The following is a 22,697-nucleotide window of genomic DNA, read 5'->3' as shown; positions in this document are numbered from 1 at the left end:
CCAGCGAGACGATCGCCCTGTGCGGACCCGACGTCTGCCTAGTGTGGCGTGTTCCACACGAACGGTCGACGGAAGGCAACAGTCATGGCGGAGTGGGCGGAAGAATGCGACGTCCTCGTGGTGGGGTCGGGAGCCGGAGGGTGCTGCGGTGCGTACACCGCTGCGCGCGAAGGGCTGTCGGTGATCCTCGTCGAGGCGTCCGAGTACTTCGGCGGCACCACGGCGTACTCCGGGGGCGGCGGCGTCTGGTTCCCCACCAACGCGGTCCTGCAGCGCGCCGGTGACGATGACACCCTCGAGGACGCGCTGACCTACTACCACGCGGTCGTCGGCGACCGCACCCCGCGCGAACTGCAGGAGGCCTACGTCCGCGGCGGCGCCCCGCTGATCGACTATCTCGAGTCCGACGACGACCTCGAATTCATGGTCTACCCGTGGCCCGACTACTTCGGCAAGGCGCCCAAGGCCCGTGCCCAGGGACGTCACATCGTCCCGTCGCCGCTGCCCATCGCCGCCGATCCCGAGCTCAACGAGTCGATCCGCGGCCCGCTCGGCCGCGAACGCAACGGCGAACCCCTGCCCGACATGCTCATCGGCGGTCGCGCGCTCGTCGGACGATTCCTCATCGCCCTGCGCAAGTACCCGAACGTGAACCTGTACCGGAACACCCCGCTCGAGGAACTGATCGTCGAGGACGGAACCGTGGTGGGCGCGATCGTCGAGCACGACGGCGAGCGACGGGCGATCCGCGCGCGCAAGGGCGTCGTCCTCGCCGCCGGTGGCTTCGATCAGAACGACGAGATGCGCGGCAAGTACGGGGTGCCCGGCGCCGCGCGGGACTCGATGGGCCCGTGGTCGAATCTCGGCAAGGCCCACGAGGCGGGCATCGCCGTCGGCGCCGACGTGGATCTGATGGATCAGGCCTGGTGGTCGCCGGGATTGACCCACCCGGACGGACGCTCGGCGTTCGCGCTGTGCTTCACCGGAGGCATCTTCGTCGACCAGGACGGTGCGCGGTTCACCAACGAGTACGCACCCTACGACCGTCTGGGCCGCGACGTCATCGCCCGCATGGAACGCGGCGAGATGACAGTGCCGTTCTGGATGATCTACGACGACCGGAACGGTGAGGTCCCGCCGGTCGGGGCGACGAACGTGCCGCTCGTCGAGACCGAGAAGTACGTCGACGCGGGACTGTGGAAGACCGCCGACACCCTCGAGGAACTCGCCGAGCAGATCGGTGTGCCCGCCGAATCCCTGAAGGCGACCGTCGCGCGGTGGAACGAGCTGGCCGCGAAGGGAGTCGACGAGGACTTCGGTCGCGGGGACGAACCCTACGATCTCGCCTTCACCGGCGGTGGTTCCGCACTGGTCCCCATCGAACAGGGACCCTTCCACGCGGCGCAGTTCGGCATCTCCGACCTCGGCACCAAGGGCGGTCTGCGGACCGACACCGTCGGGCGCGTGCTCGACAGCGAGGGCGCTCCGATCCCCGGCCTGTACGCGGCGGGCAACACGATGGCCGCACCGAGCGGCACCGTCTACCCCGGCGGCGGCAACCCGATCGGCGCGAGCGCGCTGTTCGCGCACCTGTCCGTGATGGACGCGGCGGGACGCTGACACAGAGGCGCGACGCCGACGCACAAACGAACCGGGCCCGGGGGGATACGCAGGTATCCCTTCGGGCCCGGTTCGTCGTCTCAGGGCCTGGTGACGACGAAGTCCGCTGTCATGAACGGATATCCGTCCTCCACGATCGCAGCGACCGCGAAGCCGTGTCGGTTGGCACCCTCGATGTGGGTGCCGTCGCCGTTCGCGACGCCGGTGCCGTAATTGTTGGCCATGAGCGCCACGGTCGCGTCGCCGGGCATCGTGTAGTCGATCTGGATGCCGAACCCGCGCCGGTCGGCGCTGCTCGCCGAGACCGTCTCGGTGGAACGGGCCGGGACCACCGCGGCCGGCTCGTCCACCCATCTGCCGTAGGGGTTCTCGGTCGACGTGAGCACCATCGGTGCGTCGGTGTCGTTGCGGATCGTCACCGAGATGGTGGGCCCGTCGGTGGGGAGGGAATCGGCTGTCGCGGCGGCCGGTGCAGTGATCGCCGCTGCGGCGGTCAGCACTGCCGCTGCAACAGCGCGGGTGCGGTACTTCATCGTGCTCCTGGCGGTTGACGACTCGTGGTTCTCAGCCGTGCCTGGCCGGCCGCCAAAGTGTACCCGTCGGTAGCCCGATCCGCCGGTGTTCGGCGATCAGGCCGGGACGAGGTCGCTGACCTGCGCAACAAGCTCGAGCGAGCGCAGCCACGCGTCGCGTCCGGGAGCCGACGACACGACGATCAGCTCGTCGGCCTGCGCGCGCTCGGTGAACCGGTCGAGGTAGTCGCGCACCTCCTGCGGCGTACCCACGGCGGTGTACCGGAGCATCTCGAGCACCTGCATGCCGGCGGGAGAGTCGAGCAGCATGTCGATCTCCTCCTCGCTGAACGTGCGCCCGCGTCCGACCATCTGGACGACCCGGGCCCGCTTGGTCGCCTCGAACAGCGACTGCGCCTCCTCGGTGGTGTCGGCGGCGATCACGCCGACACCCGCGATGACGTGCGGCTCCGGGTGGTCGGGGGAGGGCTGGAACTCGCGGCGGTACAGCCGCACCGCGTCCTCGAGGGCCTGCGGCGCGAAGTGCGACGCGAAGGCGTACGGAAGACCGAGCAGGGCAGCGAGTTTCGCGCCGAACAACGACGAGCCCAGGATGTACAGCGGAACGTCGGTGCCCTTACCGGGGATCGCGTCGACTCCCGGGATCCGCGACTCGCCCTTCAGGTAGGCCTGCAGTTCGAGGACGTCCTGCGGGAAGGTGTCGGCGGAGGTCGGGTCGCGGCGCAGCGCCCGCATGGTCTTCTGGTCGCTGCCGGGGGCGCGCCCGAGACCGAGGTCGATGCGGCCGGGATGCAGGGTGGCGAGGGTGCCGAACTGTTCGGCGATGGTCAGCGGCGAGTGGTTCGGCAGCATGATGCCGCCGGCGCCGAGACGGATCGACGAGGTGTGCGCGGCGACGTGCGCGATGAGCACACTCGTCGCCGACGAGGCGATCGTCGGCATGTTGTGGTGTTCGGCGTACCAGATTCGCCGGTAACCCCACTGCTCGGCGAGCTGGGCCATCTTCACGCTGGCGTCGAAGCTCTCACGGGCGGTCTCACCCTTGCCGATGTGTGCGAGGTCGAGGATGGAGAGGGGAACGGTCACCGGTAATCCTTCGCGTCGGGGCCCGGTATCGGCCGCCGGGCACACCTTCGGAGCAACCTCGACCGGTGACCGTCTATTCCCTCACCCGTCGTTCCGCATCGCCGACGTTCGGTGTCACCGCCGTTCGAAACCGCCGTACGTGCCCTGGAAGAACAGGAGCGGACCGCGGGAGTGCAGCGACGTCAGCCCCGTGACCCTGGCCAGCACGATCGTGTGGTCGCCGGCCTCGTACTCGGTCTCCACGGTCGCCTCCACCCGCGCGAGAGCTCCCTCGAGCGCCGGAGCGCCGTTGTCGCCCGGCTCCCAGCGCACCCCGCGGAACTTGTTGCCGCCGCTCACCGCGAACGCACCGCACAGGGTGCGCTGGCTCTCGGACAGGACGTTGACGGCCAGGGTTCCGACCTCCCGGATCTTCGGCCAGGTCGTCGACGTGCGGGCGGGACAGAACGAGATGAGCGGCGGGTCCAGCGAGACCGACACGAACGACTGGCATGCGAATCCGAGGGGTTCGTCGCCGTCGAGCGCGGTGATCACCGTGACACCCGTGCAGAAGTTGCCCATCACGTCGCGGATCCGTCGGGGATCCAGTACCGCGTGTTCCGCTGTCATCGAAGCTCCAATCGATCGGCGTTCGTTCCAGTGTCCGTCACCGTGGCGGGGGCTGGCGAACCGTGCCCCGTCCACCGGTCAGCGAACACGCATGTCGCTCGGTGCCCAGACCGCCCGCATGCTGGTGATTCGCCCCTCGTCGTCGAACGTCATGATGTCGATGGGTTCGATCTCGTAGGTCTGCTCGCCCGCCTTCGTGACCACACGGAAGTGGAAGGCCGCGGTCGACCCGCCGATCCGGAGCGTGAGCAGTTCGGTGGTGTTCTCGGTGGCCTCGACACCCTTGTAGAACTCGGCGATCGCGGCCCGGCCCACGCGCGGTTCGCTGCCGACGGGATCCTCGAGGGTGGCGTCGTCGGCGTAGAGGGCGGCGATATCGGCGGCCACGCCCGCGGCCACGGCATCGAGATAGGCGTGCACGGTGGTGCGGATGCGCTGGGTGCGGGCGTCTGCTTCGGACACGGTCATAGCTGTTCCTCGGATCTGATGATGGTCAAGGGGCGACTTCGTCGACGTTATTCGCGTCGTGGTGGATATGGGGTCGCGCTCCCGCGCAGCGGGAGATCCGCGGCGTTCCCGAACGCCTCCCCGTACAGCTCCGTGAGAGCCTCGAGCTGCTCGCAGTAGTGGTCGACCGTCTCGGCGGTCACGCCGGCGCCGATGATCGTCGCACCTGCCGACACGGCGCGATCGAGCCTCCTTCTCGTCCGGTCCGGGTCGCCGAGCGGATCCAGACCCGCAGCCGGCAACACGACCTCGAATCCGGACTGCACCTGTCGCTCGGCCAGCATCGCCTGCACGTCGTCGAACGACAGACCGAAAGGAACCCAGCCGTCTGCCAGTTCGCACGCCCGTCGCAAGGAGCGTGGTGTACGCCCGCCGATCCACAGCGGCACCCGCGGTTGTACCGCGTTGGGCTCCACGACCATGTCGGAGAACTCGAAATACTTTCCGCGATAGGACGGTACGCGCTCGGAGAGTGCGGCACGCAGCGCAGCCAGGGAATCGTCCGCCCGCGCACCACGATCGGTGAAGGGGGCATCGAGCAGATCGAACTCCTCTCGTAGCGTGCCGACGCCGAGGCCCAATATCAGCCGACCTGCGCTGACGGTATCGATAGTGCCGTAGCGCTTCGCGATCTCCAACGGATGGTGATAGCCGAGCACCAGTACCTGCGTGGCGAGCCGGATCCGTTCGGTCCGTCCCGCCAGGTAGCCGAGTGTCACCGACGGATCCCAGTACGTCCCGCCACGGACTTCGGCCACAGGCACCGGCACGGCCACGTGTTCGCTGCAGGTGAGGTGATGAAATCCCAAACGGTCGGCGGTCACCGCGATCCGTGCCAGTTCGTCGATCCCGGCGGTTGCTTCCCATTCGTTGCACGCACCCGGAAGTCGCGTGACGATCGGACTGGTGATTCCGATCCGCACCTTCGGATCTCGGTTCGGCACAGGGGCCATGACAGGACACTCCTTCGCAACGTCGTCTCCGGGCAGTCTGCGCGCGGCGGGCGCAGGACGCACGAACCGTCCCGGTCTCCGGACTCAACCGATACGACGAGCGGCGTGTTCGCCGGCGATGCGGCCGAACACGAACGCATCGGCAATGTGGAAACCGCCGTCCTTGGCCCAACTGAATGTCGAGCTCACCGTGCCTGCGGCATAGAGTCCCTCGATGACCGTGCCGTTCGTGGCGAGGACACGGGCGTGTTCGTCACGACGAGGCCCACCGTTGGTCCACGCCAGCATCGGTCCGCTGCGGTAGGCGTAGAAGGGGGGGTCGAGAAGTGGCACCAGCGTGGCGGCGGAACGCCCGAAGCGCTCGTCCACCCCCGCAGCGCATGCAGCGTTGTACTCCGAGACGCTTTCTGCGAGAGCATCTGCGGGCAGTCCTGTCACCGCGGCAAGCTCTTCCAGCGTGTCGCCGCGTCGTATCCAGCCGGCTTCGATCTCCGTCATGTTGTCGGAGCTCCACCGATAACCGTTCATCAACACGTTCCATCCGACCGGGAGGATGTCGGCCGAGCCGCTGATCGGACCGGCCGACCTCGTCTTCTCGTCGAACACGACCCACATGGGGCGATGCGGATGCAGAACGTACCGCCCGTCGATCAGCGCCTGTCCGTGCCCCGACGGGACGAACTCGTCCACGAATCGACGGCCCGTGTCGTCGACCCAGATCACCCCACGCGAATGGACGAACATCGCGAAGTAGCCGTGGCGGGAGGCCGGGTCGGTGATGCCGTTGACCGCCATCATGTTGTCCATGTGCCACAGATCCGCCCCGACCTCCTGTGCCATACGGAGGCCGTCACCGGTCGCGGCCGTGCTTCCCCACACCGGCACGTCCTCGAGTCCGAGGTGAGTGCGTACCAGTTCGGGGTCGCCTTCGAAGCCACCGGTGGCGAGCACGACGCCGCGCCCGGCGTCGATCCGTTCACCGCCGGCGGTGACGACGCCGGTCACCGAACCTGTGAGCGCGTCGGTCGTCAGGCGCGCAACGGGCGTCTCGTACCGCACGTCGATGCCGCGATCGTGCAATGCCTTCTCCAGGACCGCGAAGAGTCGACCCTGGCCGAGTGTCCCCTCGACACAACGCAATCCTCCGTAGCAGTCGCTCCCGGGCAGCTCGGGATACTCCGCTCCGGCCGCGTTGAAGTGACCGTGCGGCCCCACCTCGACACCGAGCGATTCGACCCATGCGGACACCTCTCGGGTTCCGTGGGACCACGCTCGGACGACGGGCTCGGGTAGGGGCCGATCGTCGCCGCACAGCGCGCGCAGATACACAGCAGCGCGTTCGGGATCGTCGTGATGGAACCAGCCGCCACCCGATACCCGTGTGTTCCCGCCGGCCTCGCCGGGACCGGTCTTCTCCAGTACGACCACTCGGGCACCCGCGTCGTGGGCGGCCAGAGCGGCGGCACAACCGGCGGCACCCATCCCGACCACCACGACGTCCGCGTGTTCGATCTCGTCGTGTTCCACCTGGGATCCGGGTTCTCGGGACATTGCTGCCTCCCTCGGCATCTACGAGCGAACCGGGTTGCGCGCTCGCGGACAAAATACGAGGAGTTTCACGGCTCCGGGACGGTCATGGTCTGCTCACCGGGAGGGTTTCCGGGATCAGGCGATCGGAGCGAACCGTGCGGCGACCAGGGCACCGACCTCCGTCATCGCGGCCCTGGCCCGTGCCAGTGCGTGGGTCTGCATGAAGAATCCGTGCCCGACCCCCGGATAGCGGATGACGGCCGTCGGCACCCCCGCTTCCTGCAGGCGTCGTCCGTAGTCCTCCACACCGTCCCGGAGGGGATCGGCATAGCCGCAGATCACCACCGCAGGAGGGAGCCCACTCAGATCGGTCGCCAGCACCGGGGTTCCGTACTCGTCGTCCTCTGCCGGATCATCGCCCAGATACAGCGATTTCATCCAGTCGATGTCCTCGGCCCTGAGAAAGGGACTGTCGCCGAAGTGGCGCATGGACGGTCGATCACATCGGCGCTCGAGGCCGGGGTACACCAGTACCTGCTGAGCGATCCGGGGCCCGCCTTCGTTGCGGGCCCGGAGAGCTGTGGCCGCGGCCAGCCCGCCGCCGGCGCTGTCTCCGCCCACCCCGATACGGTCCGGATCCAGACCCAGATCGTGAGCGTTGTCGTGTGCCCATCGGAGTGCCGCCCAGGCTTCGTCGTGGGCCACGGGATAGCGGTGTTCGGGGGCGAGTCGGTAGTCGACGTTGATCACCACGGCCCGCGTCGATTCGGCGACCTCGCGCGCGAGCCGGTCGAACGAATCGAGGGTGCCCATGATCATGCCGCCGCCGTGGAACCAGACCAGTGCGGGTGCGTGTCGATCCGGCGCCGAACGAGGGCGGTAGATGCGCACGGGAACGGTGCCGTGGGGTCCGGCGAGTTCCCTGGACTGCACGGAGCGCATGTCGGGGCCGGCGGGCCGGACGATCGACTCGAGGGAGTGGCGGGCTGCTTCGACCCCGGTGTCCCGCAAGGAACCGACGCCTCGCGCGCGGATCGCCTCGACCAGCTTCCTCACGTCGGGGTCGTAGACGTCGTCGGGTGCGGACGTGGCACCGTGCGCGGTGGTCATGATGTCGCTTCCTCCGGGTCTCCGGTCACCGTCGATCGGTGACCGTCGGGTGTGGACTGCTCCTCATCCTCGTGGCCGGGTCCGTCCGAGCGAAGGCTTCGTCCCACTGAAGTGACGTATTTCGGTCGACCGCTGGTCGGGAGATCGGGTTCCGGACCTGTCGCCCCCGGTCTTAGCGTGACCGGACGCACCACATCGAGGAGACCCACATGTCATTGCATCCTGAAGTCGAGTCCATGCTGAAAGCCCTGGATGCGGGCTTTCCGGATGTCACCACGGTTCCGCCCCCGGAACTCCGTGACCTGATCCGCAGTCGTCGTGCACCTCTTCAGCGCCTGCCCGCCATGCGGGATGTCCACGACATCACCATCGACGGGCCCGGTGGAGACCTCGCGCTCCGTGTCTATCGGCCCGAGAGTTCCGAGGGCGCGATTCCGGTGGTGGTCTTCGCCCACGGTGGTGGCTTCGTGTTCTGCGATCTCGACAGTCACGACGAGTTCTGCCGTTCGATGGCGGAGGGGGTCGGCGTCGTCGTCGTGTCCGTCGACTACCGACTCGCACCGGAACATCGTGCGCCGGCAGCGCACGAGGACATGTACGCGGCACTCGAATGGGCGGCCGGCAACATCACGACGTACGGGGGAGATCCCACGCGCATCGTGCTCGCAGGTGACAGTGCCGGGGGGAACCTCGCCGCCACCGTCGCCCTCGCAGCGCGCGACGGTGGGGGGCCTGCAGTGTTCGGCCAGGCGCTGTTCTATCCGGTCATCGACGACGACTTCGACACGGAGTCGTACCGGAAGTACGGGTCGGGGTACTACAACACCACCAAGGCGATGAAGTGGTACTGGGAGCAGTACGCCCCGGACGGCAGGGACGATCCCCGAGTGGTCCCGACGCGGGCCGATTCGCTTGCAGGACTGCCGCAGGCTGTCGTGATCACCGCCGAACTCGATCCACCGTGCTCGTCCGGTGACGATTACGCGCAACGACTCGCGGACGCCGGTGTGGAAGTACGGCATCGACGATTCGACGGTCTCTTCCACGGATTCCTGACGTTCCCGTCGCTGTCGCTGACGGAGCCTGCACGGCAGGAGATCTGGAAGATGATGCGCTCACTGTTCGAGTGACCGCACCCTGCTGAAGACGAGTCCTCGGACCATCACCGATGGTCCGAGGACGTCGTCGTTCTCACTCGATGGCGATGTCGTCGACGGAGCAGAAGGTGTGGCACACCCGTTCGCGGACAATCACTTCCGGACACTCCGGGTCGAACCAGCGGTCGACGATGCTCCAGTGGACCGGATGATTCAGGTACTGGCCCATGAGAGCGTCGTGATCGGTGAACTCCTGCTCCCACACGTGCGTCCATTCGGTACGGCCCACCGAATCCGCTACCCGGCTCAGGCGCCAGGCGACGATCGAGGGGATGTACCCCGGCATCTTCAACAGGTCACCTTCGAACTCCTCGACGGCCTCGACCGAGGCGTCGGGGTCGACCCGCACCAGAAGCGCGCGGTAGACCGTGTGCGGCTCGTCCGGACGTCTGTGCGCCGAGGAGGCCGGATAACCGACTCCGTCCACATACATCGCGGGGGGTGTACGGAGGGTGACGTCGAAATCGCCGATGTGGCGAGCGGCGATCTCTGCGGAAGGAAAACGGAGGTGCACAAGGACATTGCCACCGTTGATCACGCCGGGCAGGGTGGGAGCCACGAAGTGTCCGAGCGTGTCGAGTTCCTTGGCGGCGATCCGAACGGTGTCGACGTATTCGGCGCAGTCCGCAGTGCTGGCGGACTCGTCGAAGTGCACAACTCTGACCACGTTAAACATCGGCAAGTCCTTCGATGTCGGCGGCCTGGGCGGCCATCGTCCGCGAGCGCTCGGTGATGTACTGATCCATATCCGACCACCACAGTCCGAGTTCGGGGTCTCGTCGTCCCTGTCGGGTCATGTTCCACCACGACTTCACGCCGTCGACCGACCACATGATGGTGACCACGTTGGTTTCGTCGTCGGACCAGACCGGAGGACTGACGAGGATCCGGTCGAGTGTCATTCCTCGTCCACGTCCCCCCGGTACGTATTCGGCGATGTATCTGTCGACGAACGTACGTGCACATCCCGGTTTCGTGACCACACGGTCGACCACGAAGATATTCTCGTCTGCCATATCGAGAACCTACGGTCGTCGGGGAGTCCCAGGACGACCGTATCCCGCTTCGCGGGAGGGTTTTCCCGGAGGAACGAACGGGCCCACGCCGGGTGCGCTTTCAGACTGCGGCGCCGGACATGTCGGCGTCGTCCCGGCCGTCGCTCACAGGCGAGTCGACGGCCTGCGCCTGTTGCGGCCGGCCGATGAACAAACAGATCGCCGCCACGATCAGCGAGCACAACACGAACCAGCCGACCGCCAGGTCGAGCGACGCCGATGTCGGCATGGTGGTGTCCGGCACGGTCCACAGCGAGAGCATGACCGACACGATCGCAACGCTGATGGCGGAGAACGCCTGTCGGGCTGTGGCCAGCACTCCGGTCGTGACGCTGGTGACGTCCTCCGGCACGGATTCGATGACGATCTTCGGGTAGCCGGTGTAGGCGAACGCTGTTGCCACAGCGGCAACGACGAAGACGGCGATCATGACGGGCAGCGACTTGTGACCCACGAGAATCAGGAGGTTGGCCACGGCGAACAGAGCTGCTCCGATGAAGAACGCGGTCCGGCCACCCCAGCGCCCTGCGACCATCCCCGCTATCGGGGACGCCGCGAATCCGACGATGGCCCCGATGCCGCCGATGAGACCTGCCACGGTTGCCGACATGCCGAGTCCGACGGGCATGGAGGTCGGAGCCTGCAGGATCAGGGGAGTGACGATCTGGACGGCTCCGACCGGGCCGAGCGCCAGAACCGCGACGGCGATCAGATTGAGAGTCATCCGCTTGGTTGCCAGTGCCCGGAGATTCACGAGGGGCTCTGCCAGGCGCAACTCCCACACGGTCCACACACTCAGGACGACGAGCCCCCCGATGATGAGGGCGAGAACGCCGAAACCGGCCCAACCCCAGGTCGGTCCCTGCGTGATGCCGTAGAGGAGGGCCACCAGGCCCGGGGTCAGCAGTGCAGCACCCAGATAGTCGAACCGGGGGAGGTCCGTGCGCGTGTGGGTGCCGGGTAGGGCGAACGCTGCGACCACGGACGCCACGACGGCGAGCGCGGCGGCGAAGACGAAGATCATGTGCCAGTCGGCCACATCGAGCAGTACTCCCGCGACGAAATAGCCACCCGATCCGGCCAGCAGGGCCGCGCCGCTGATGTATCCCACAGCGAGGGCCACCTTGCTCGGCGGGAGTGCTTCTCGTGCAAGCCCGTAGCAGAGCGGCAGGATCGCGCCGGCGGCGCCCTGCACACCTCGGCCGAGGATGATCGCGCCCATCGAATCGCCGAAGACGCTGATGACGGAGCCGAGTGTCGACACCATCATCGCGATGATCAGGACCTTCTTGCGGCCGTACATGTCGCCGAGGCGGCCACCCACGAGCGCTGTCGTCGCGGCGACGAGCATGTAGGCGGTCACCGCCCATCCGGTCGTCGAGGCCGGTGCATCGAAGATCTCGCCGAACCGTGGCAGGGCGATGAAGATCATCCCGGCTTCGAAGGCACTCACGCATTCCGCCAGGACCAGGGCAGCGATGACGAAGGTCGTGGACCTGGTCACCACTGCGCTGTCGCGGCGATCATCGGCGGGCGGGGTCGAGGGATCGGACATCCGTTGTCCTCCTGAGACGAGGGTGGTTTCACCGCCCGATGCGGTGAAACGTTCGTTCTTCGTCGGTTCACGCCGATCGAACCGATTCGGGACGAGTGTCGGCGGCACCGCCGTGGATGCGGCGCCCATCGACCGCTGAGCGGGAGACTTCGTCCCATTTGCGCCGGAAGAGTGGGACCGTGCGGCCGAGTGCCCTTCCGCTACTTCGAGGAGAACACGATGTCCGACGATTCCGTGCGTCCCGTACCCGAATCCGAGATCTCGACGTGGGATCTCTCCGCAGACGTCGTTGTCGCCGGCTACGGAATTGCCGGTGTCAGTGCTGCTGTCGAGGCTGCGCGTGTCGGCGCCGACGTCCTCGTCCTCGAGCGGTCCGGCGGTTGGGGCGGCGCAGCATCGATGGCAGGTGGATTCATCTACCTCGGCGGCGGAACACCGTTGCAGAAGGCGTGCGGCTTCGACGACACGGTCGAGAACATGAAGGCATTCATGAAGGCTGCGCTGGGCCCCGCCGTGGACGAAGCAAAGGTCGACGCGTACTGCGAGGGCAGTGTCGACCACTACAACTGGCTGGTCGAAGCCGGGGTTCCGTTCAAGGAGGAGTTCTGGGGCGAGCCCGGCTGGGAGCCGGCGCACGACGAAGGGCTGATGTACTCCGGAGGCGAGAACGCAGCACCGTTCGCGGGCGTGATTCCTCCGGCTCCGCGTGGACATCTACCGAAGATGGACAACAAGAAGACCGGTGAGCGCGGGGGCGGGTACATGCTGATGAAGCCCCTCGCCGAGACAGCCGAGAAACTGGGTGTGAAAGCAGAGTACGACATTCGGGTCCGGACGGTGGTCGTGAACGACGACGGCCGGGTCGTGGGTGTGGTCGCGCGCAGGTACGGCACGACGATCACCATCCGCGCCCACCGCGGTGTCGTGCTCGCAATGGGGAGCTTCGCATTCGACGAGGAGATGGTGCGCGATCACGTGCCGGCCCTCCTCGGGCGGCCCGGATCTGCGATCGACGCTCACGACGGTCGGGCGATCCGGATCGGACAAGCGCTCGGTGCTGCGACGGCGCACATGGATGCTGCCGAGGTCGCCGTCCACACGTCACCTCAGCTCATGGTGCGCGGAATCATCGTCAACGCGCACGGACAGCGGTTCATCACGGAAGACACCTATCCGGGGCGGATCGGGCAGGCGATGCTCTTCCATCAGAACAACGAAGCCTTCCTGATCCTCGATCAACGCGCGTACGACGAGGTGCTGGGAGGGGTGTCGGCCGGTCCGCAACCGACGTGGGTATGTGAAACGGCCGCAGAACTCGAGGCGGAGATGGGCCTCCCTGCCGGAACGCTGACCTCGACACTGAGTGTCTACAACATGCACGCCGAGGACGGATCCGACCCGCTGTTCTCCAAGAACGAGAAATGGGTGCGGCCGATCGGAACGCCGATCGCCGCATTCGACCTGAGAGGTATGACGAGCGGGTTCCCCCTGGGCGGATTGAAGACGGACACGGACTCCCGCGTGCTGCACATCTCGGGAGAGCCGATACCGGGTCTCCTCGCGGCCGGGCGGTGCACCGCAGGCGTCTGTGCCGGCGGTTACGCGAGCGGTGCCAGTCTCGGCGACGGCAGCTTCTTCGGCCGTCGGGCAGGTGCCGCCGCTGCACGTGGGTAGAAGGCAGGCGATCTCGACGGGAAACCCTCCCGCTCTTCGGAATCCGTCAGATTCGATGCGATCGAAAGTGCTTAATGTCACGCGGATCACCGTTCCGCCGGGGCTGATGCCGCGGCAGAGAGGAGCCCCAATGACCACCCTCGAGCGTCATCCGATGATTCCCGTGGCGCCACCGTCCGTGATCGAGAACTTCTACACACCGGAGGAGATCGAGACGATCTTCTCCGTGATCCGGAAGAACGGCCCGTGGCGTCTCATCCTTGCTCATCATTTCTCGTCGACCGAGGAGTATCTCGCGATCTCCGGTGGGAAGGATCGTAAAGCGGACGCGACACTGTCGGACTTCGTCGCACCGGTGTTCCGGGGATTCCTCGGCAACGACGGCGTGGTCTTCTATCCCGAACTACACGACATCTACTTCGGGCGTAAGCTTCTCGACACCGCACCGATCCAGGTGAGTGCCGTGATCCCGCATTCGATCCGGAGCGAGATCTTCCTGTCGGCGCAGCGTGAGGCACCCACGGACAACCCGACGGCGAACGCGGTGTTCGCGGCCATGCAACGCGACAACGTCGAGAAAGGGCTCGATCCGCTCGTCGCCGCCGAGCACATGGTCGAGCAGATCGCGCGCGGCGAGTTCTGGATCCACTCGGATGACGACCTGTGCATCGCCGCAGTACATCGGCGTGCGCACCAGCTCCTCGATCTCGCGCCGCCGGCCGACCCACAGGCGATGCTCACACGAATGGGTATCACCGCCGGACGCGACCGGTGACAGAGCTTCCGGATTCCCCGACCATCCGCCCCGACTTCCAGGAGAGTTCCATGAACGAGTCGACCGTGGATCCGGGCACCGTCAGCGCCCTCGTCGCGGCCTGGTGGTTCCATTACGACGAATGGAATCCCATCGAACTTCGGGCGCTCATGGCCGACGACATCGCCTTCAGTTGCGCGAGCGACACGGGTGAGACCGACTACGAGGACTTCATCCGCGTCGACGTGCGTGGCGCCGCCAATGTGATGGCGTGGAAGGACGACCACCGGCGCAACAGCCCTTATCCGCTGCGCCACAACGGCACCAATGTGTTCGTCACCGACGTCGCGGACGGAGAGGTCGAGTTCTCGTCCTACATCTTCGTCACCAAGATCGTCGACGGTAGGCCGTTCAACGTATCGAGTGGCATCGTGCGCGGCAGCATCCGGGCCACCGAAGCGGGACCGGTCTTCAGTGCTGTCCACGTCGTCCTCGATACCCAGGACTCGGTGAGATACGCCGATCACTTCGCAGAGGTGTCCGCGCGAGTTCTCTGATCCGAACGGCCGCCACCGCGATCGGAACCGTCCCGGCCCGTACGAGACGTCGACGAAACGAGAACATATGCCGCTCTCACCGGAAGCCCAGCGGGTGGTCGATGCATCTGCAACACGCATGGCGAAGCCCATGCACGAGACGCCTGTGGAGGATCTGCGTGCCGCTCTCGCTGCACACGCGATTCCGGCAACGACACCCATTCATCATCGACAGGACAGCGTCGTTCCCTCTGCCGGTGGTGGCGTTCCCGTGCGCGTCTACCGGCCGTCCGACGACCCGGGGTTGCCGGTGGTGCAGTGGATGCACAGTGGAGGATTCGCCGTCGGAAATCTCGACCAGAACGAGGAGTACCTGCGGAAGTTGAGCATCGCATCCCGGTCCGTCATCGTCTCCGTGGACTACCGGCTGGCGCCGGAACACCCCTGTCCGGCGGCGCTCGACGATTGTCGGAGTGTTTGGGAATGGATCACCTCTGCGGCCGATGAACTTCGGCCCGTCGACGTGACGCGAGCAGTGATCGCAGGCGAGAGTGCCGGTGGCACTCTGACCTTCGCGTTGGCCCAGCAACTCCACGAGACCGGTCTTCCATGTCCTCTCGCGCAGATCTCCCTGTACGGGACTGCGGTGATGGAAGTGACCAATCCCGAGTACGCCACGGCACTGCTGTCCCCGGAGGATTGTCACTGGTTCTGGGACATGTACGTGCCGGATCCCGCCGACCGGCGTTCTGTGCAGGCATCTCCGGGCCTCGCCGGCGACCTGGTCGGCCTGCCGCCCGCCTTCGTCGCCACCGCCGAAGTGGACCCCACGCGCGACGGCACCGAGGAGTACGCGCGGCGTATGCAGGAATCCGGTGTGCCGGTCGAACTACGGCGGTACGACGGGATGATGCACGGTTTCGCGACCATGACAGCCGTGCTACCTGCTGCGGAGGAGTTGTTCCACGAGATCGTCGCCTACCTCTCCGGCGTCTTCGCCTCGCCGGAATGATCGGACCGTCGGAGACCGATCGTCCGTCCTCGCGTTCTCCCGGTGATCGGGATCACGCATGTTACGACTCCCGGAGCTGCCATACCGTCCGGAAGACAACGATGTGAAGGAGACAGTCGATGGCCAAGACCCCTGTACCGGCCGTGACCACAGCCCGCGACACGACCGTGGACCTGCTCGTGATCGGGTCCGGTACCGGCATGGCCGCCGCGCTCACCGCGCACGAGGCGGGCCTGTCCGCCCTCATCGTGGAGAAATCGGCCTACGTCGGCGGATCGACCGCCCGTTCCGGCGGTGCGTTCTGGGTGCCGGCCAATCCGGTACTCGACGCGGCGGGAAGCGGCGACACCATCGAGCGCGGCCACACCTACGTGCGGACGGTCGTCGACGGCACGGCGCCGGTCGAGCGGGGCGAGGCCTTCGTCGACAACGGTGTCGCCACCGTCGAGATGCTCCAGCGCACCACCCCCATGAAGCTGTTCTGGGCAGAGGGCTACTCCGACTATCACCCCGAACTGGCGGGTGGTTCGGCGGTCGGCCGCAGCTGCGAGTGCCTGCCCCTGGACCTGTCGGTCCTCGGTGAGGAGCGCGGTCGACTGCGTCCCGGCCTCATGGAGGCGAGCCTGCCGATGCCCACCACCGGTGCCGACTACAAGTGGATGAACCTCATGCTGCGCGTGCCGCACAAGGGTTTTCCGCGCATCTTCAAGCGGCTCGCCCAGGGTGTCGCCGGTCTCGCCGTCAAGCGTGAATACGTCGCCGGTGGACAGGCGATCGCCGCCGGACTGTTCGCGGGTGTGCTGAAGGCCGGTGTGCCGGTGTGGACCGAGACGTCGCTGGTGCGTCTGCTCACCGACGGCGACCGTGTCACCGGTGCCGTCGTAGCGCAGAACGGACGTGAGGTGACGGTGACCGCGCGTCGCGGGGTGGTGCTCGCCGCCGGCGGGTTCGACCACGACATGGAGATGCGCCGCAAGTTCCAGTCCGAGCGTCTGCTCGACCACGAGAGCCTCGGGGCGGAGACCAACACCGGCGATGCGATCAAGGCGGCCCAGGAGGTCGGTGCCGATCTCGCCCTCATGGACCAGGCCTGGTGGTTCCCCGCCGTCGCGCCGACCCGCCCGGGCAAGCCGCCGATGGTCATGCTCGCCGAGCGTTCGCTGCCCGGCTCGTTCATCGTCGACCAGACGGGACGCCGGTTCACCAACGAGTCGTCCGACTACATGTCGTTCGGACAGTTGGTGCTCGAACGCGAGCGTGCCGGCGATCCGATCGAGTCGATGTGGATCGTCTTCGACCAGAAGTACCGCAACAGCTACGTCTTCGCGGCCGGGGTGTTCCCGCGCCAGCCGCTCCCGGAGGCCTGGTACAAGGCGGGCATCGCCCACCGCGGCACCACCGCTGCGGAACTCGCGGCGTCGATGGGCGTGCCGGTGGACACCTTCGCCGCGACGTTCGGCAAGTTCAACGAGGACGCGGCGGCGGGAACGGATTCCGAGTTCGGACGTGGCGGCAGTGCCTACGACCGCTACTACGGTGACCCGACCGTCCAGCCGAACCCGAACCTGCGACCCCTCACGCACGGCCCGCTCTACGCGGTGAAGATGACGCTGAGCGATCTCGGCACGTGCGGTGGCGTGCGCGCCGACGAACGGGCGCGGGTCCTCCGCGAGGACGGCAGCCCCATCGCCGGTCTCTACGCCATCGGCAACACCGCGGCCAACGCGTTCGGCCACCGCTATCCCGGTGCCGGCGCCACCATCGGGCAGGGCCTGGTCTTCGGGTACATCGCGGCACGCGACGCAGCATCGTCGGACGCACCGGTCGCCTGAGCGGACGATCCGAGAGGTAGGGAGGGCATGTGACGATCACGAACGGGGACGTCCGTTCCCTCCCTACCGTGCTGTCCCTCTGGGGAGCCGGGCCCCGTCCCGAAGACGGCCCGGTGGACGAAGTGGACGTCGTGTTCTTCGCGCCACCCACCACCGACGCGCTGACCTGCCGGGCCCGCGACAACCGTGACGAGGCGTCCGGCCGGCTCGACCGGACACTCGGATACGTCGATGAGATCGGGCGGGTCGTCGCCGAGGTCTTCGTGTCCGGATCGGCGCGTCCGGGCGGTGAGCACGGTGTGCCCACCCCGTACGCCGACGAACTGCTGCATTCGGTTGTCGAACGGTTCGACCTCGCCGATGTGCGGCGGCTCCGGATGCGCTTCTACGAGCACTCCGCGGGTCCCGGATCACCGACCTGGTCGGTGACCGTGTTGCAGCGTTACCGCACCGATCACGAGAACGTCGAGGACGTCGCGCTCGTCGGCACGGACTCGTCCGGGTCGGTCGTCGCCCGTGCCTGGGTGACCGCGGCCGCTTCGTAGAGCGCCGGCCGGTGCGCCGGGGCACTCAGTACGGGTCGTAGCGGATGTTCTCGACCGGGGTACCGGTCTCGATCAGCCGCTGAGCGGTGGTGCGCACCATGGCCGCCGGGCCGCACACGAGCACCTGGTGGTCGCCGAACGCACCGTAGGACGTGACGACCTCGTCGACGCTGCCCTCGAGCAGTTCGTCGGGGTCGGGTCCGAACTCGTCGATGCGCGGGGCGATGCGATCGAACCAGGGGTCGGGGATGTCGGGGATCTCGAGGGTCTCCACGACCGGCACCACCGTCAGCCACGGCAGCGCCTCCGACAGGAGCATGAGCATGTCGGCGGCGTACAGGTCGCGCGGGTTGCGGGCGCCCGTGAACAGGAAGGTGCGGGGCGGATCCGGGCGACGCGCCGTGTCGAGGATCAACGACCGCAGCGGCGCGAGGCCCGTGCCGCCGGCCACCATGATGACGATGCGGCCGGTGTCGTCGATGTGGAGGTCGCCGCCGCGGGCGGCGCCGATCTGCCACACGTCGCCCGGTTGGGTGTCGGCGACGATCGCGCCGCTCACCCAGCCACCCGGGACCGTGCGCACGTGGAACTCGAGCTTGCCGTCCAGCGACGGTGGCAGCGCGGGGGAGAGGCGACGCGGCAGCGTGGGACGTTGCGGCACGGCCACGTCGACGTACTGCCCGGGGCGGAAATCGACGATCGCGTCGTCGCATTCGAGACGCACGACGACGAGGTCGTGCCGGAGCCGATGATGTTCGACGACGGTTGCGGTGACTGCCGTTTCGGTCTCGCTCGGTGACGGCGTGGCCGACTGCATGCGTGATCCCCCGGTGGTGTGCTGTGACGTGCCCAAGACTCTAGGCGAGAAATCGGCGAAAAGGCAGAGTGGAACGTGTTTCAGTTTTCGGCATCGAGAGGTTATCGTGACGAACGGCAGGTGATGGTCACCACAGCGGAGAACGCCGACCGGTGACGTCACACAACGGACCGTCACAGCACACCGGAAGGACGACCATGCCCGAGGAGTACGCCGACCTCTACCGCCCCGCATTCACGCCCGATCTCCTCATCACCGCGCTCGACCGCAGCGCCGACCGGCCCGCCCTGCACCTCGGTGACGTCGTCCTCACCGGAGCCGAGATGCGCGCTGCCATCAGCCGGTTCCAGCAGGCGCTCGCGTCCGTCGGGGTCGGGCAGGGATCGGCGGTGGCGATGCTGTCCAAGAACCGGCCCGAGGTGCTCATCTCGATGGGCGCCACGATGGTCGCCGGCTGCCGCAACACGGCCCTGAACCCCATGGGCTCGCTCTCCGACCACCAGTACATCTCGACCGACGCCGAGATCGAGACCCTGATCTTCGATCCCCGCCACTTCGAGGAACGCGCCGCGGAGCTGCGCGAGCAGGTGCCGACCCTGAAGAACCTGTTCTCCCTCGGCCCGTCCTCGGTGGGCACCGACATCCTCGCCCTGTCCGAGGAGTTCACCGAGCAGCGCCTCGTGTCCGCGCCTGTCGACATCGAGGACACCTCGTCCATCGTCTACACCGGCGGCACCACCGGGAAGCCGAAGGGCGTGATGGGCTCGTTCCGTTCGGGCGCGGCCCTGAATCAGATCCAGATGGCCGAGTGGCAGTGGCCCGAGCAGCCGCGCTTCCTCGTGTGCACCCCGCTCTCGCACGCGGGTGCGGCGTTCTTCGTCCCCACGCTCCTGCGCGGCGGATGCCTCTACGTGCTGCCGCACTTCGATCCTGCGCTCGTGCTCGAAGCGATCGAGAAGCATCGCATCAACGCGACCATGCTCGTGCCGACGATGATCTACATGCTGCTCGACCATCCCGATTTCGACAGCCGCGACCTGTCGAGCCTCGAGACCCTGTTCTACGGTGCGTCGGCGATGTCGCCGTCCCGCCTGCGCGAAGGGATCGAGCGGCTCGGCCCGGTCTTCTTCCAGTTCTACGGCCAGTCCGAATGCGGCATGACCATCTCGGTGCTGCGCAAGGAAGAACACCTCCCCGACGATCCGAGCCGCCTCGCGTCGTGTGGTCGCCCCGTGCCGTGGCTCGACGTCCGTCTGCTCGACGACGACCTGAACGAGGTGCCGCAGGGCGAACTCGGCGAGATCTGTGTGCGCGGCCCGCTGGTGATGAAGGGCTATCTGAACAAGCCGGAGGAGACCGCCGAGGCGCTGCGCGGCGGATGGCTGCACACGGGTGACGTCGCGCGCGCCGACAAGAACGGCTTCATGACGATCGTCGACCGCAAGAAGGACATGATCGTCACCGGAGGCTTCAACGTCTTCCCCCGCGAGATCGAGGACGTCATCTCGTCGCACCCGGCGGTCGCGTCGGTGGCCGTCGTCGGTGTGCCGGATACCAAGTGGGGCGAGGCCGTCAAGGCGTGTGTCGTGCTGCGCGACGGTCAGTCGGTGCCGGCCGAGGAACTGATCGAGAAGGTGCGTGCCGCAAAGGGTTCGGTGCACGCGCCCAAGTCGGTCGACTTCCTCGACGCGCTGCCGCTGACGCCGCTGGGCAAGCTCGACAAGAAGACGCTGCGGGCGTCCTATCGCTGACCCCGTTCGCGTGGCAGTCGGTCCCGGCAACCGGTCGTGGTTGCCGGGGCCGGCTGTTTGTCACCAGGACTCGTGGATTCGGAATGCCGCTGTCCTGCCTCACCACTGGTGCGCGACGTCCAGCACCACCCGCGAACCGCTACCGGGACCGTCGAGGGTGAACACCCGGAACGGCAGCCGGGCCCGTACCCCGACACCGAGGGTGGTCTGGCCTTCGAAACTGTTGGCCCACGCCACCTGTCGCAGGGTGCGGTATCCGCTCACGTCGACGACCTCGCGCCGGTTCGCCGGTACGTAGTAGGCGGGCGCGAGGACGACCACCTGGAGGTAGGCGCCTCCGCGCAGCGGAGCCTCGAACCCGGATCCGTCCTCGTGGACGGCGGGGACGTAGCCGACGCGGTACCCCGCGGCCGGTCCGGCGAGATCGACGACGATCCGGTCGAAGCACTCGTGCTGTCCCGCCCGCACGACGGTGAACGGTGAGGCGACCATCGTCGGGTTCACCTTGTCCAGCGAACCCCAGTGGATGCCGCAATAGGGCGTTGCGGCCGACGCGGTCGGGCCCGTCAGCCCGATCCCCGCGATGACGACGATCATCGCGAGCCACACGTGAATCCTGCTCATGTCCGTTCCTCTGTGTGTGGCTGATGATGGATCATCGCAAGAAGTGTGATCTGCGTTACATATGAGGGTCGGGACGCTCCTCGACGAGATCCTCGAAGGTCGTCTCCTTCAGCGACTCGAGGACCGGGGCGACCAGACGGTCGAGCATCGACGAGAACACTTCTGTACCGGCGAGTTCCCGCACCCCCAGCTCACCCGACGTCACCTGCTCGACGAGCTTCGCGAAGGCCGGGTCGCCCGTGGCGTCGGCGATCGACCGCAATGACGTGACGATCTCGCGGGACAGGGTGGCATCGCCGCGCGCGACGTCGACGACGATCTCGGGTTCGTCCATGTCTTCTCGATTTCTGTGCGGCACCGTGGTGCTTAGACTGCGGGGAGGGTGGGAATCTCGATGTTCTCGATCTGTGTGAGGTGACCGACGAGCAATCCCATGGATCCCTGGACGGTCGTCCATACGGCGGTGTGGATGCTCATCGCTCGGCTCCACGAATCGGCGATGAGCTTGAGTTCCCGCAGTGAGGTGCCCGCCACCACCACGGAGGCGATGGCGCCGACCCCGGTCGCGCCGACGACACCCGCCGCGGCCCACTTGACGAGGGCGATGATTGCGGCATCCGTTATGACGGAGAGAATTTCGGCGAAGGCCTGGTTCAGTTCGTACATGGCCAGGGCTACCTGTTCGAGTTGCCTACCGATGCCGTGGACGGCCTGCGCCTGCTCGTCGAGAACGGCCGCGAGATCGGTGAGGTACAACCCTGCGGCGTGTGCGGCCGACCCACTCCAGGGGGCGACCGTGCCGTGGACCTCCTCGACGGCGGTCGCGTACTCGCGGTGGAAGGTGGCGAGTCTGTCGACAGCATCGCTCGCGCGCAGCACTGTCGCCCAATCCCCGGCGTAGTACTGGGCAGCCCATGCCCACGGATCGGTACCCACCACGAACTTGCACAGTTCGGCGACGTAGAAGCTCGGGGAGAGGTAGTACAAGCCGAGGGTGCGTTCGAGCAGGTCCGGTATGGGATCGGAGGCGGTGGGTTCGACAAGCGCTTCATCGGGACGGGCGCTCACCAGCCGACGTCCGGGTTCGTGCGCTCGAACTGTGTCGAAGTGGCGACTTCGGTGTCCTCGTACGTCCGTGCGGATTCGGTCATCGCCGTCGCAGCCCGGTCGGTGGCCACGCCCAGTTCCCCGTAGAGCGAGGTCAGCCGGGAGCGGACGGTATGCACACGCTCGGCGACGTCGAGGAAGACGAACCCCCCGATCTCGGGTGCCGTCAGCCATCGGTCTACGTAGCGGCGCGCGCTGTCGGCCTGATCGGCCAGATCCTGCAGATCGCGTGCCGCTGTGCGCAGATCGTCGGGATCCACGTGTAGATACGGTTGTGTCAAGACATCCCCCCTGTCGTGATCGGACGAGAGTGTAGGGCATGGCGACGCG

The 22,697-nt window shown here is 67.0% G+C and carries 23 protein-coding genes and 1 pseudogene; 9 read left to right on the top strand and 15 right to left on the bottom strand.

Annotated features, from left to right (window positions below; all coding sequences use genetic code 11):
• Nucleotides 1–84: 84 nt before the first annotated feature.
• A complete protein-coding gene (locus AC0LPE_RS19655; protein ID WP_088898855.1) occupies nt 85–1,620 on the top strand; it encodes an FAD-binding protein in 1,536 nt (511 codons plus the stop codon).
• 80 nt (nt 1,621–1,700) lie between these two features.
• Here AC0LPE_RS19655 and AC0LPE_RS19650 read toward each other — a convergent pair whose 3' ends face one another.
• The 7 genes from AC0LPE_RS19650 to AC0LPE_RS19620 all read right to left on the bottom strand — a co-directional run bounded on the left by AC0LPE_RS19650 (nt 1,701) and on the right by AC0LPE_RS19620 (nt 7,948).
• Nucleotides 1,701–2,153, bottom strand: coding sequence for a hypothetical protein (locus AC0LPE_RS19650; protein ID WP_264722434.1), 453 nt, complete (start codon nt 2,151–2,153; stop codon nt 1,701–1,703).
• Nucleotides 2,154–2,249: 96 nt separating this feature from the next.
• Nucleotides 2,250–3,239 (bottom strand): LLM class flavin-dependent oxidoreductase, encoded by a 990-nt coding sequence (locus AC0LPE_RS19645; RefSeq protein ID WP_490605032.1) that lies wholly within the window; start codon nt 3,237–3,239, stop codon nt 2,250–2,252.
• A gap of 114 nt (nt 3,240–3,353) precedes the next feature.
• Nucleotides 3,354–3,848: a flavin reductase family protein gene (locus AC0LPE_RS19640; protein WP_016695963.1), complete on the bottom strand. Its 495-nt coding sequence runs from the start codon at nt 3,846–3,848 to the stop codon at nt 3,354–3,356.
• 78 nt (nt 3,849–3,926) lie between these two features.
• Nucleotides 3,927–4,316 carry a nuclear transport factor 2 family protein gene (locus tag AC0LPE_RS19635; RefSeq protein ID WP_016695964.1) on the bottom strand — a complete coding sequence of 130 codons (390 nt, stop codon included), beginning with the start codon at nt 4,314–4,316 and terminating at the stop codon, nt 3,927–3,929.
• A 47-nt stretch (nt 4,317–4,363) separates the two neighbouring features.
• Nucleotides 4,364–5,278, bottom strand: coding sequence for an LLM class F420-dependent oxidoreductase (locus AC0LPE_RS19630; RefSeq protein WP_423658857.1), 915 nt, complete (start codon nt 5,276–5,278; stop codon nt 4,364–4,366).
• A 114-nt stretch (nt 5,279–5,392) separates the two neighbouring features.
• Nucleotides 5,393–6,859 (bottom strand): FAD-dependent oxidoreductase, encoded by a 1,467-nt coding sequence (locus AC0LPE_RS19625; protein ID WP_230825787.1) that lies wholly within the window; start codon nt 6,857–6,859, stop codon nt 5,393–5,395.
• A gap of 114 nt (nt 6,860–6,973) precedes the next feature.
• Nucleotides 6,974–7,948 carry an alpha/beta hydrolase gene (locus AC0LPE_RS19620; RefSeq protein WP_088898861.1) on the bottom strand — a complete coding sequence of 325 codons (975 nt, stop codon included), beginning with the start codon at nt 7,946–7,948 and terminating at the stop codon, nt 6,974–6,976.
• Nucleotides 7,949–8,157: 209 nt separating this feature from the next.
• On the opposite strand from AC0LPE_RS19620, the gene AC0LPE_RS19615 reads away from it, so the two are divergent.
• Complete coding sequence (locus AC0LPE_RS19615) at nt 8,158–9,078, top strand: alpha/beta hydrolase (RefSeq protein ID WP_490605031.1); 921 nt, start codon at nt 8,158–8,160, stop codon at nt 9,076–9,078.
• A gap of 61 nt (nt 9,079–9,139) precedes the next feature.
• Here the strand turns inward: AC0LPE_RS19615 and AC0LPE_RS19610 are convergent, their stop codons facing one another.
• The 3 genes from AC0LPE_RS19610 to AC0LPE_RS19600 all read right to left on the bottom strand — a co-directional run bounded on the left by AC0LPE_RS19610 (nt 9,140) and on the right by AC0LPE_RS19600 (nt 11,715).
• Nucleotides 9,140–9,781 (bottom strand): Dabb family protein, encoded by a 642-nt coding sequence (locus tag AC0LPE_RS19610; RefSeq protein ID WP_253250122.1) that lies wholly within the window; start codon nt 9,779–9,781, stop codon nt 9,140–9,142.
• Entirely contained in the window at nt 9,774–10,121 is a 348-nt protein-coding gene (locus tag AC0LPE_RS19605; RefSeq protein ID WP_088898864.1) for a hypothetical protein, read from the bottom strand. The genes AC0LPE_RS19610 and AC0LPE_RS19605 overlap by 8 nt, the downstream gene beginning before the upstream one ends.
• A 100-nt stretch (nt 10,122–10,221) precedes the next feature.
• On the bottom strand, nt 10,222–11,715 hold the full coding sequence (locus AC0LPE_RS19600; RefSeq protein WP_423658474.1) for an MFS transporter: 1,494 nt from the start codon (nt 11,713–11,715) through the stop codon (nt 10,222–10,224).
• Between the two features lie 219 nt (nt 11,716–11,934).
• Here AC0LPE_RS19600 and AC0LPE_RS19595 point away from each other — a divergent pair, with 219 nt between their 5' ends.
• The 6 genes and pseudogenes from AC0LPE_RS19595 (at nt 11,935) to AC0LPE_RS19570 (ending at nt 18,068) form a co-directional block, all read left to right on the top strand.
• On the top strand, nt 11,935–13,389 hold the full coding sequence (locus AC0LPE_RS19595; protein ID WP_490605030.1) for an FAD-dependent oxidoreductase: 1,455 nt from the start codon (nt 11,935–11,937) through the stop codon (nt 13,387–13,389).
• Between the two features lie 442 nt (nt 13,390–13,831).
• Nucleotides 13,832–14,164: pseudogene (locus tag AC0LPE_RS19590) on the top strand (SDR family NAD(P)-dependent oxidoreductase); the annotation flags it as partial.
• A gap of 50 nt (nt 14,165–14,214) precedes the next feature.
• Nucleotides 14,215–14,700 (top strand): hypothetical protein, encoded by a 486-nt coding sequence (locus tag AC0LPE_RS19585; RefSeq protein ID WP_490605029.1) that lies wholly within the window; start codon nt 14,215–14,217, stop codon nt 14,698–14,700.
• Nucleotides 14,701–14,830: 130 nt separating this feature from the next.
• Nucleotides 14,831–15,691 carry an alpha/beta hydrolase gene (locus tag AC0LPE_RS19580; RefSeq protein WP_490605028.1) on the top strand — a complete coding sequence of 287 codons (861 nt, stop codon included), beginning with the start codon at nt 14,831–14,833 and terminating at the stop codon, nt 15,689–15,691.
• A gap of 119 nt (nt 15,692–15,810) precedes the next feature.
• Nucleotides 15,811–17,523, top strand: coding sequence for a 3-ketosteroid-delta-1-dehydrogenase (locus AC0LPE_RS19575; RefSeq protein WP_059384655.1), 1,713 nt, complete (start codon nt 15,811–15,813; stop codon nt 17,521–17,523).
• A gap of 29 nt (nt 17,524–17,552) precedes the next feature.
• Nucleotides 17,553–18,068: a hypothetical protein gene (locus AC0LPE_RS19570; RefSeq protein ID WP_059384654.1), complete on the top strand. Its 516-nt coding sequence runs from the start codon at nt 17,553–17,555 to the stop codon at nt 18,066–18,068.
• Nucleotides 18,069–18,093: 25 nt separating this feature from the next.
• On the opposite strand, the gene AC0LPE_RS19565 is transcribed toward AC0LPE_RS19570, so the two are convergent.
• Nucleotides 18,094–18,885 carry an FAD-binding oxidoreductase gene (locus AC0LPE_RS19565; RefSeq protein ID WP_059384653.1) on the bottom strand — a complete coding sequence of 264 codons (792 nt, stop codon included), beginning with the start codon at nt 18,883–18,885 and terminating at the stop codon, nt 18,094–18,096.
• Between the two features lie 197 nt (nt 18,886–19,082).
• Here AC0LPE_RS19565 and AC0LPE_RS19560 point away from each other — a divergent pair, with 197 nt between their 5' ends.
• The gene (locus AC0LPE_RS19560; RefSeq protein WP_059384652.1) at nt 19,083–20,636 is read left to right on the top strand and encodes an AMP-binding protein; all 1,554 of its coding nucleotides are present in this window, start codon (nt 19,083–19,085) and stop codon (nt 20,634–20,636) included.
• A gap of 99 nt (nt 20,637–20,735) precedes the next feature.
• Here AC0LPE_RS19560 and AC0LPE_RS19555 read toward each other — a convergent pair whose 3' ends face one another.
• Genes AC0LPE_RS19555 through AC0LPE_RS19540 form a run of 4 tightly spaced genes read right to left on the bottom strand, consistent with a single transcriptional unit; the run spans nt 20,736 to nt 22,627 of the window.
• Nucleotides 20,736–21,260: an AMIN-like domain-containing (lipo)protein gene (locus AC0LPE_RS19555; RefSeq protein WP_490605027.1), complete on the bottom strand. Its 525-nt coding sequence runs from the start codon at nt 21,258–21,260 to the stop codon at nt 20,736–20,738.
• A gap of 55 nt (nt 21,261–21,315) precedes the next feature.
• Nucleotides 21,316–21,594 (bottom strand): hypothetical protein, encoded by a 279-nt coding sequence (locus tag AC0LPE_RS19550; RefSeq protein ID WP_059384651.1) that lies wholly within the window; start codon nt 21,592–21,594, stop codon nt 21,316–21,318.
• Between the two features lie 32 nt (nt 21,595–21,626).
• On the bottom strand, nt 21,627–22,328 hold the full coding sequence (locus AC0LPE_RS19545) for a hypothetical protein (protein ID WP_006553011.1): 702 nt from the start codon (nt 22,326–22,328) through the stop codon (nt 21,627–21,629).
• Nucleotides 22,325–22,627, bottom strand: coding sequence for a hypothetical protein (locus AC0LPE_RS19540; protein WP_006553010.1), 303 nt, complete (start codon nt 22,625–22,627; stop codon nt 22,325–22,327). The genes AC0LPE_RS19545 and AC0LPE_RS19540 overlap by 4 nt, the downstream gene beginning before the upstream one ends.
• Nucleotides 22,628–22,697 lie beyond the last annotated feature (70 nt).

The sequence above is a fragment of the Rhodococcus sp. S3 genome, assembly GCF_058211795.1.
This window is presented reverse-complemented; position numbering and strand designations above follow the sequence as displayed.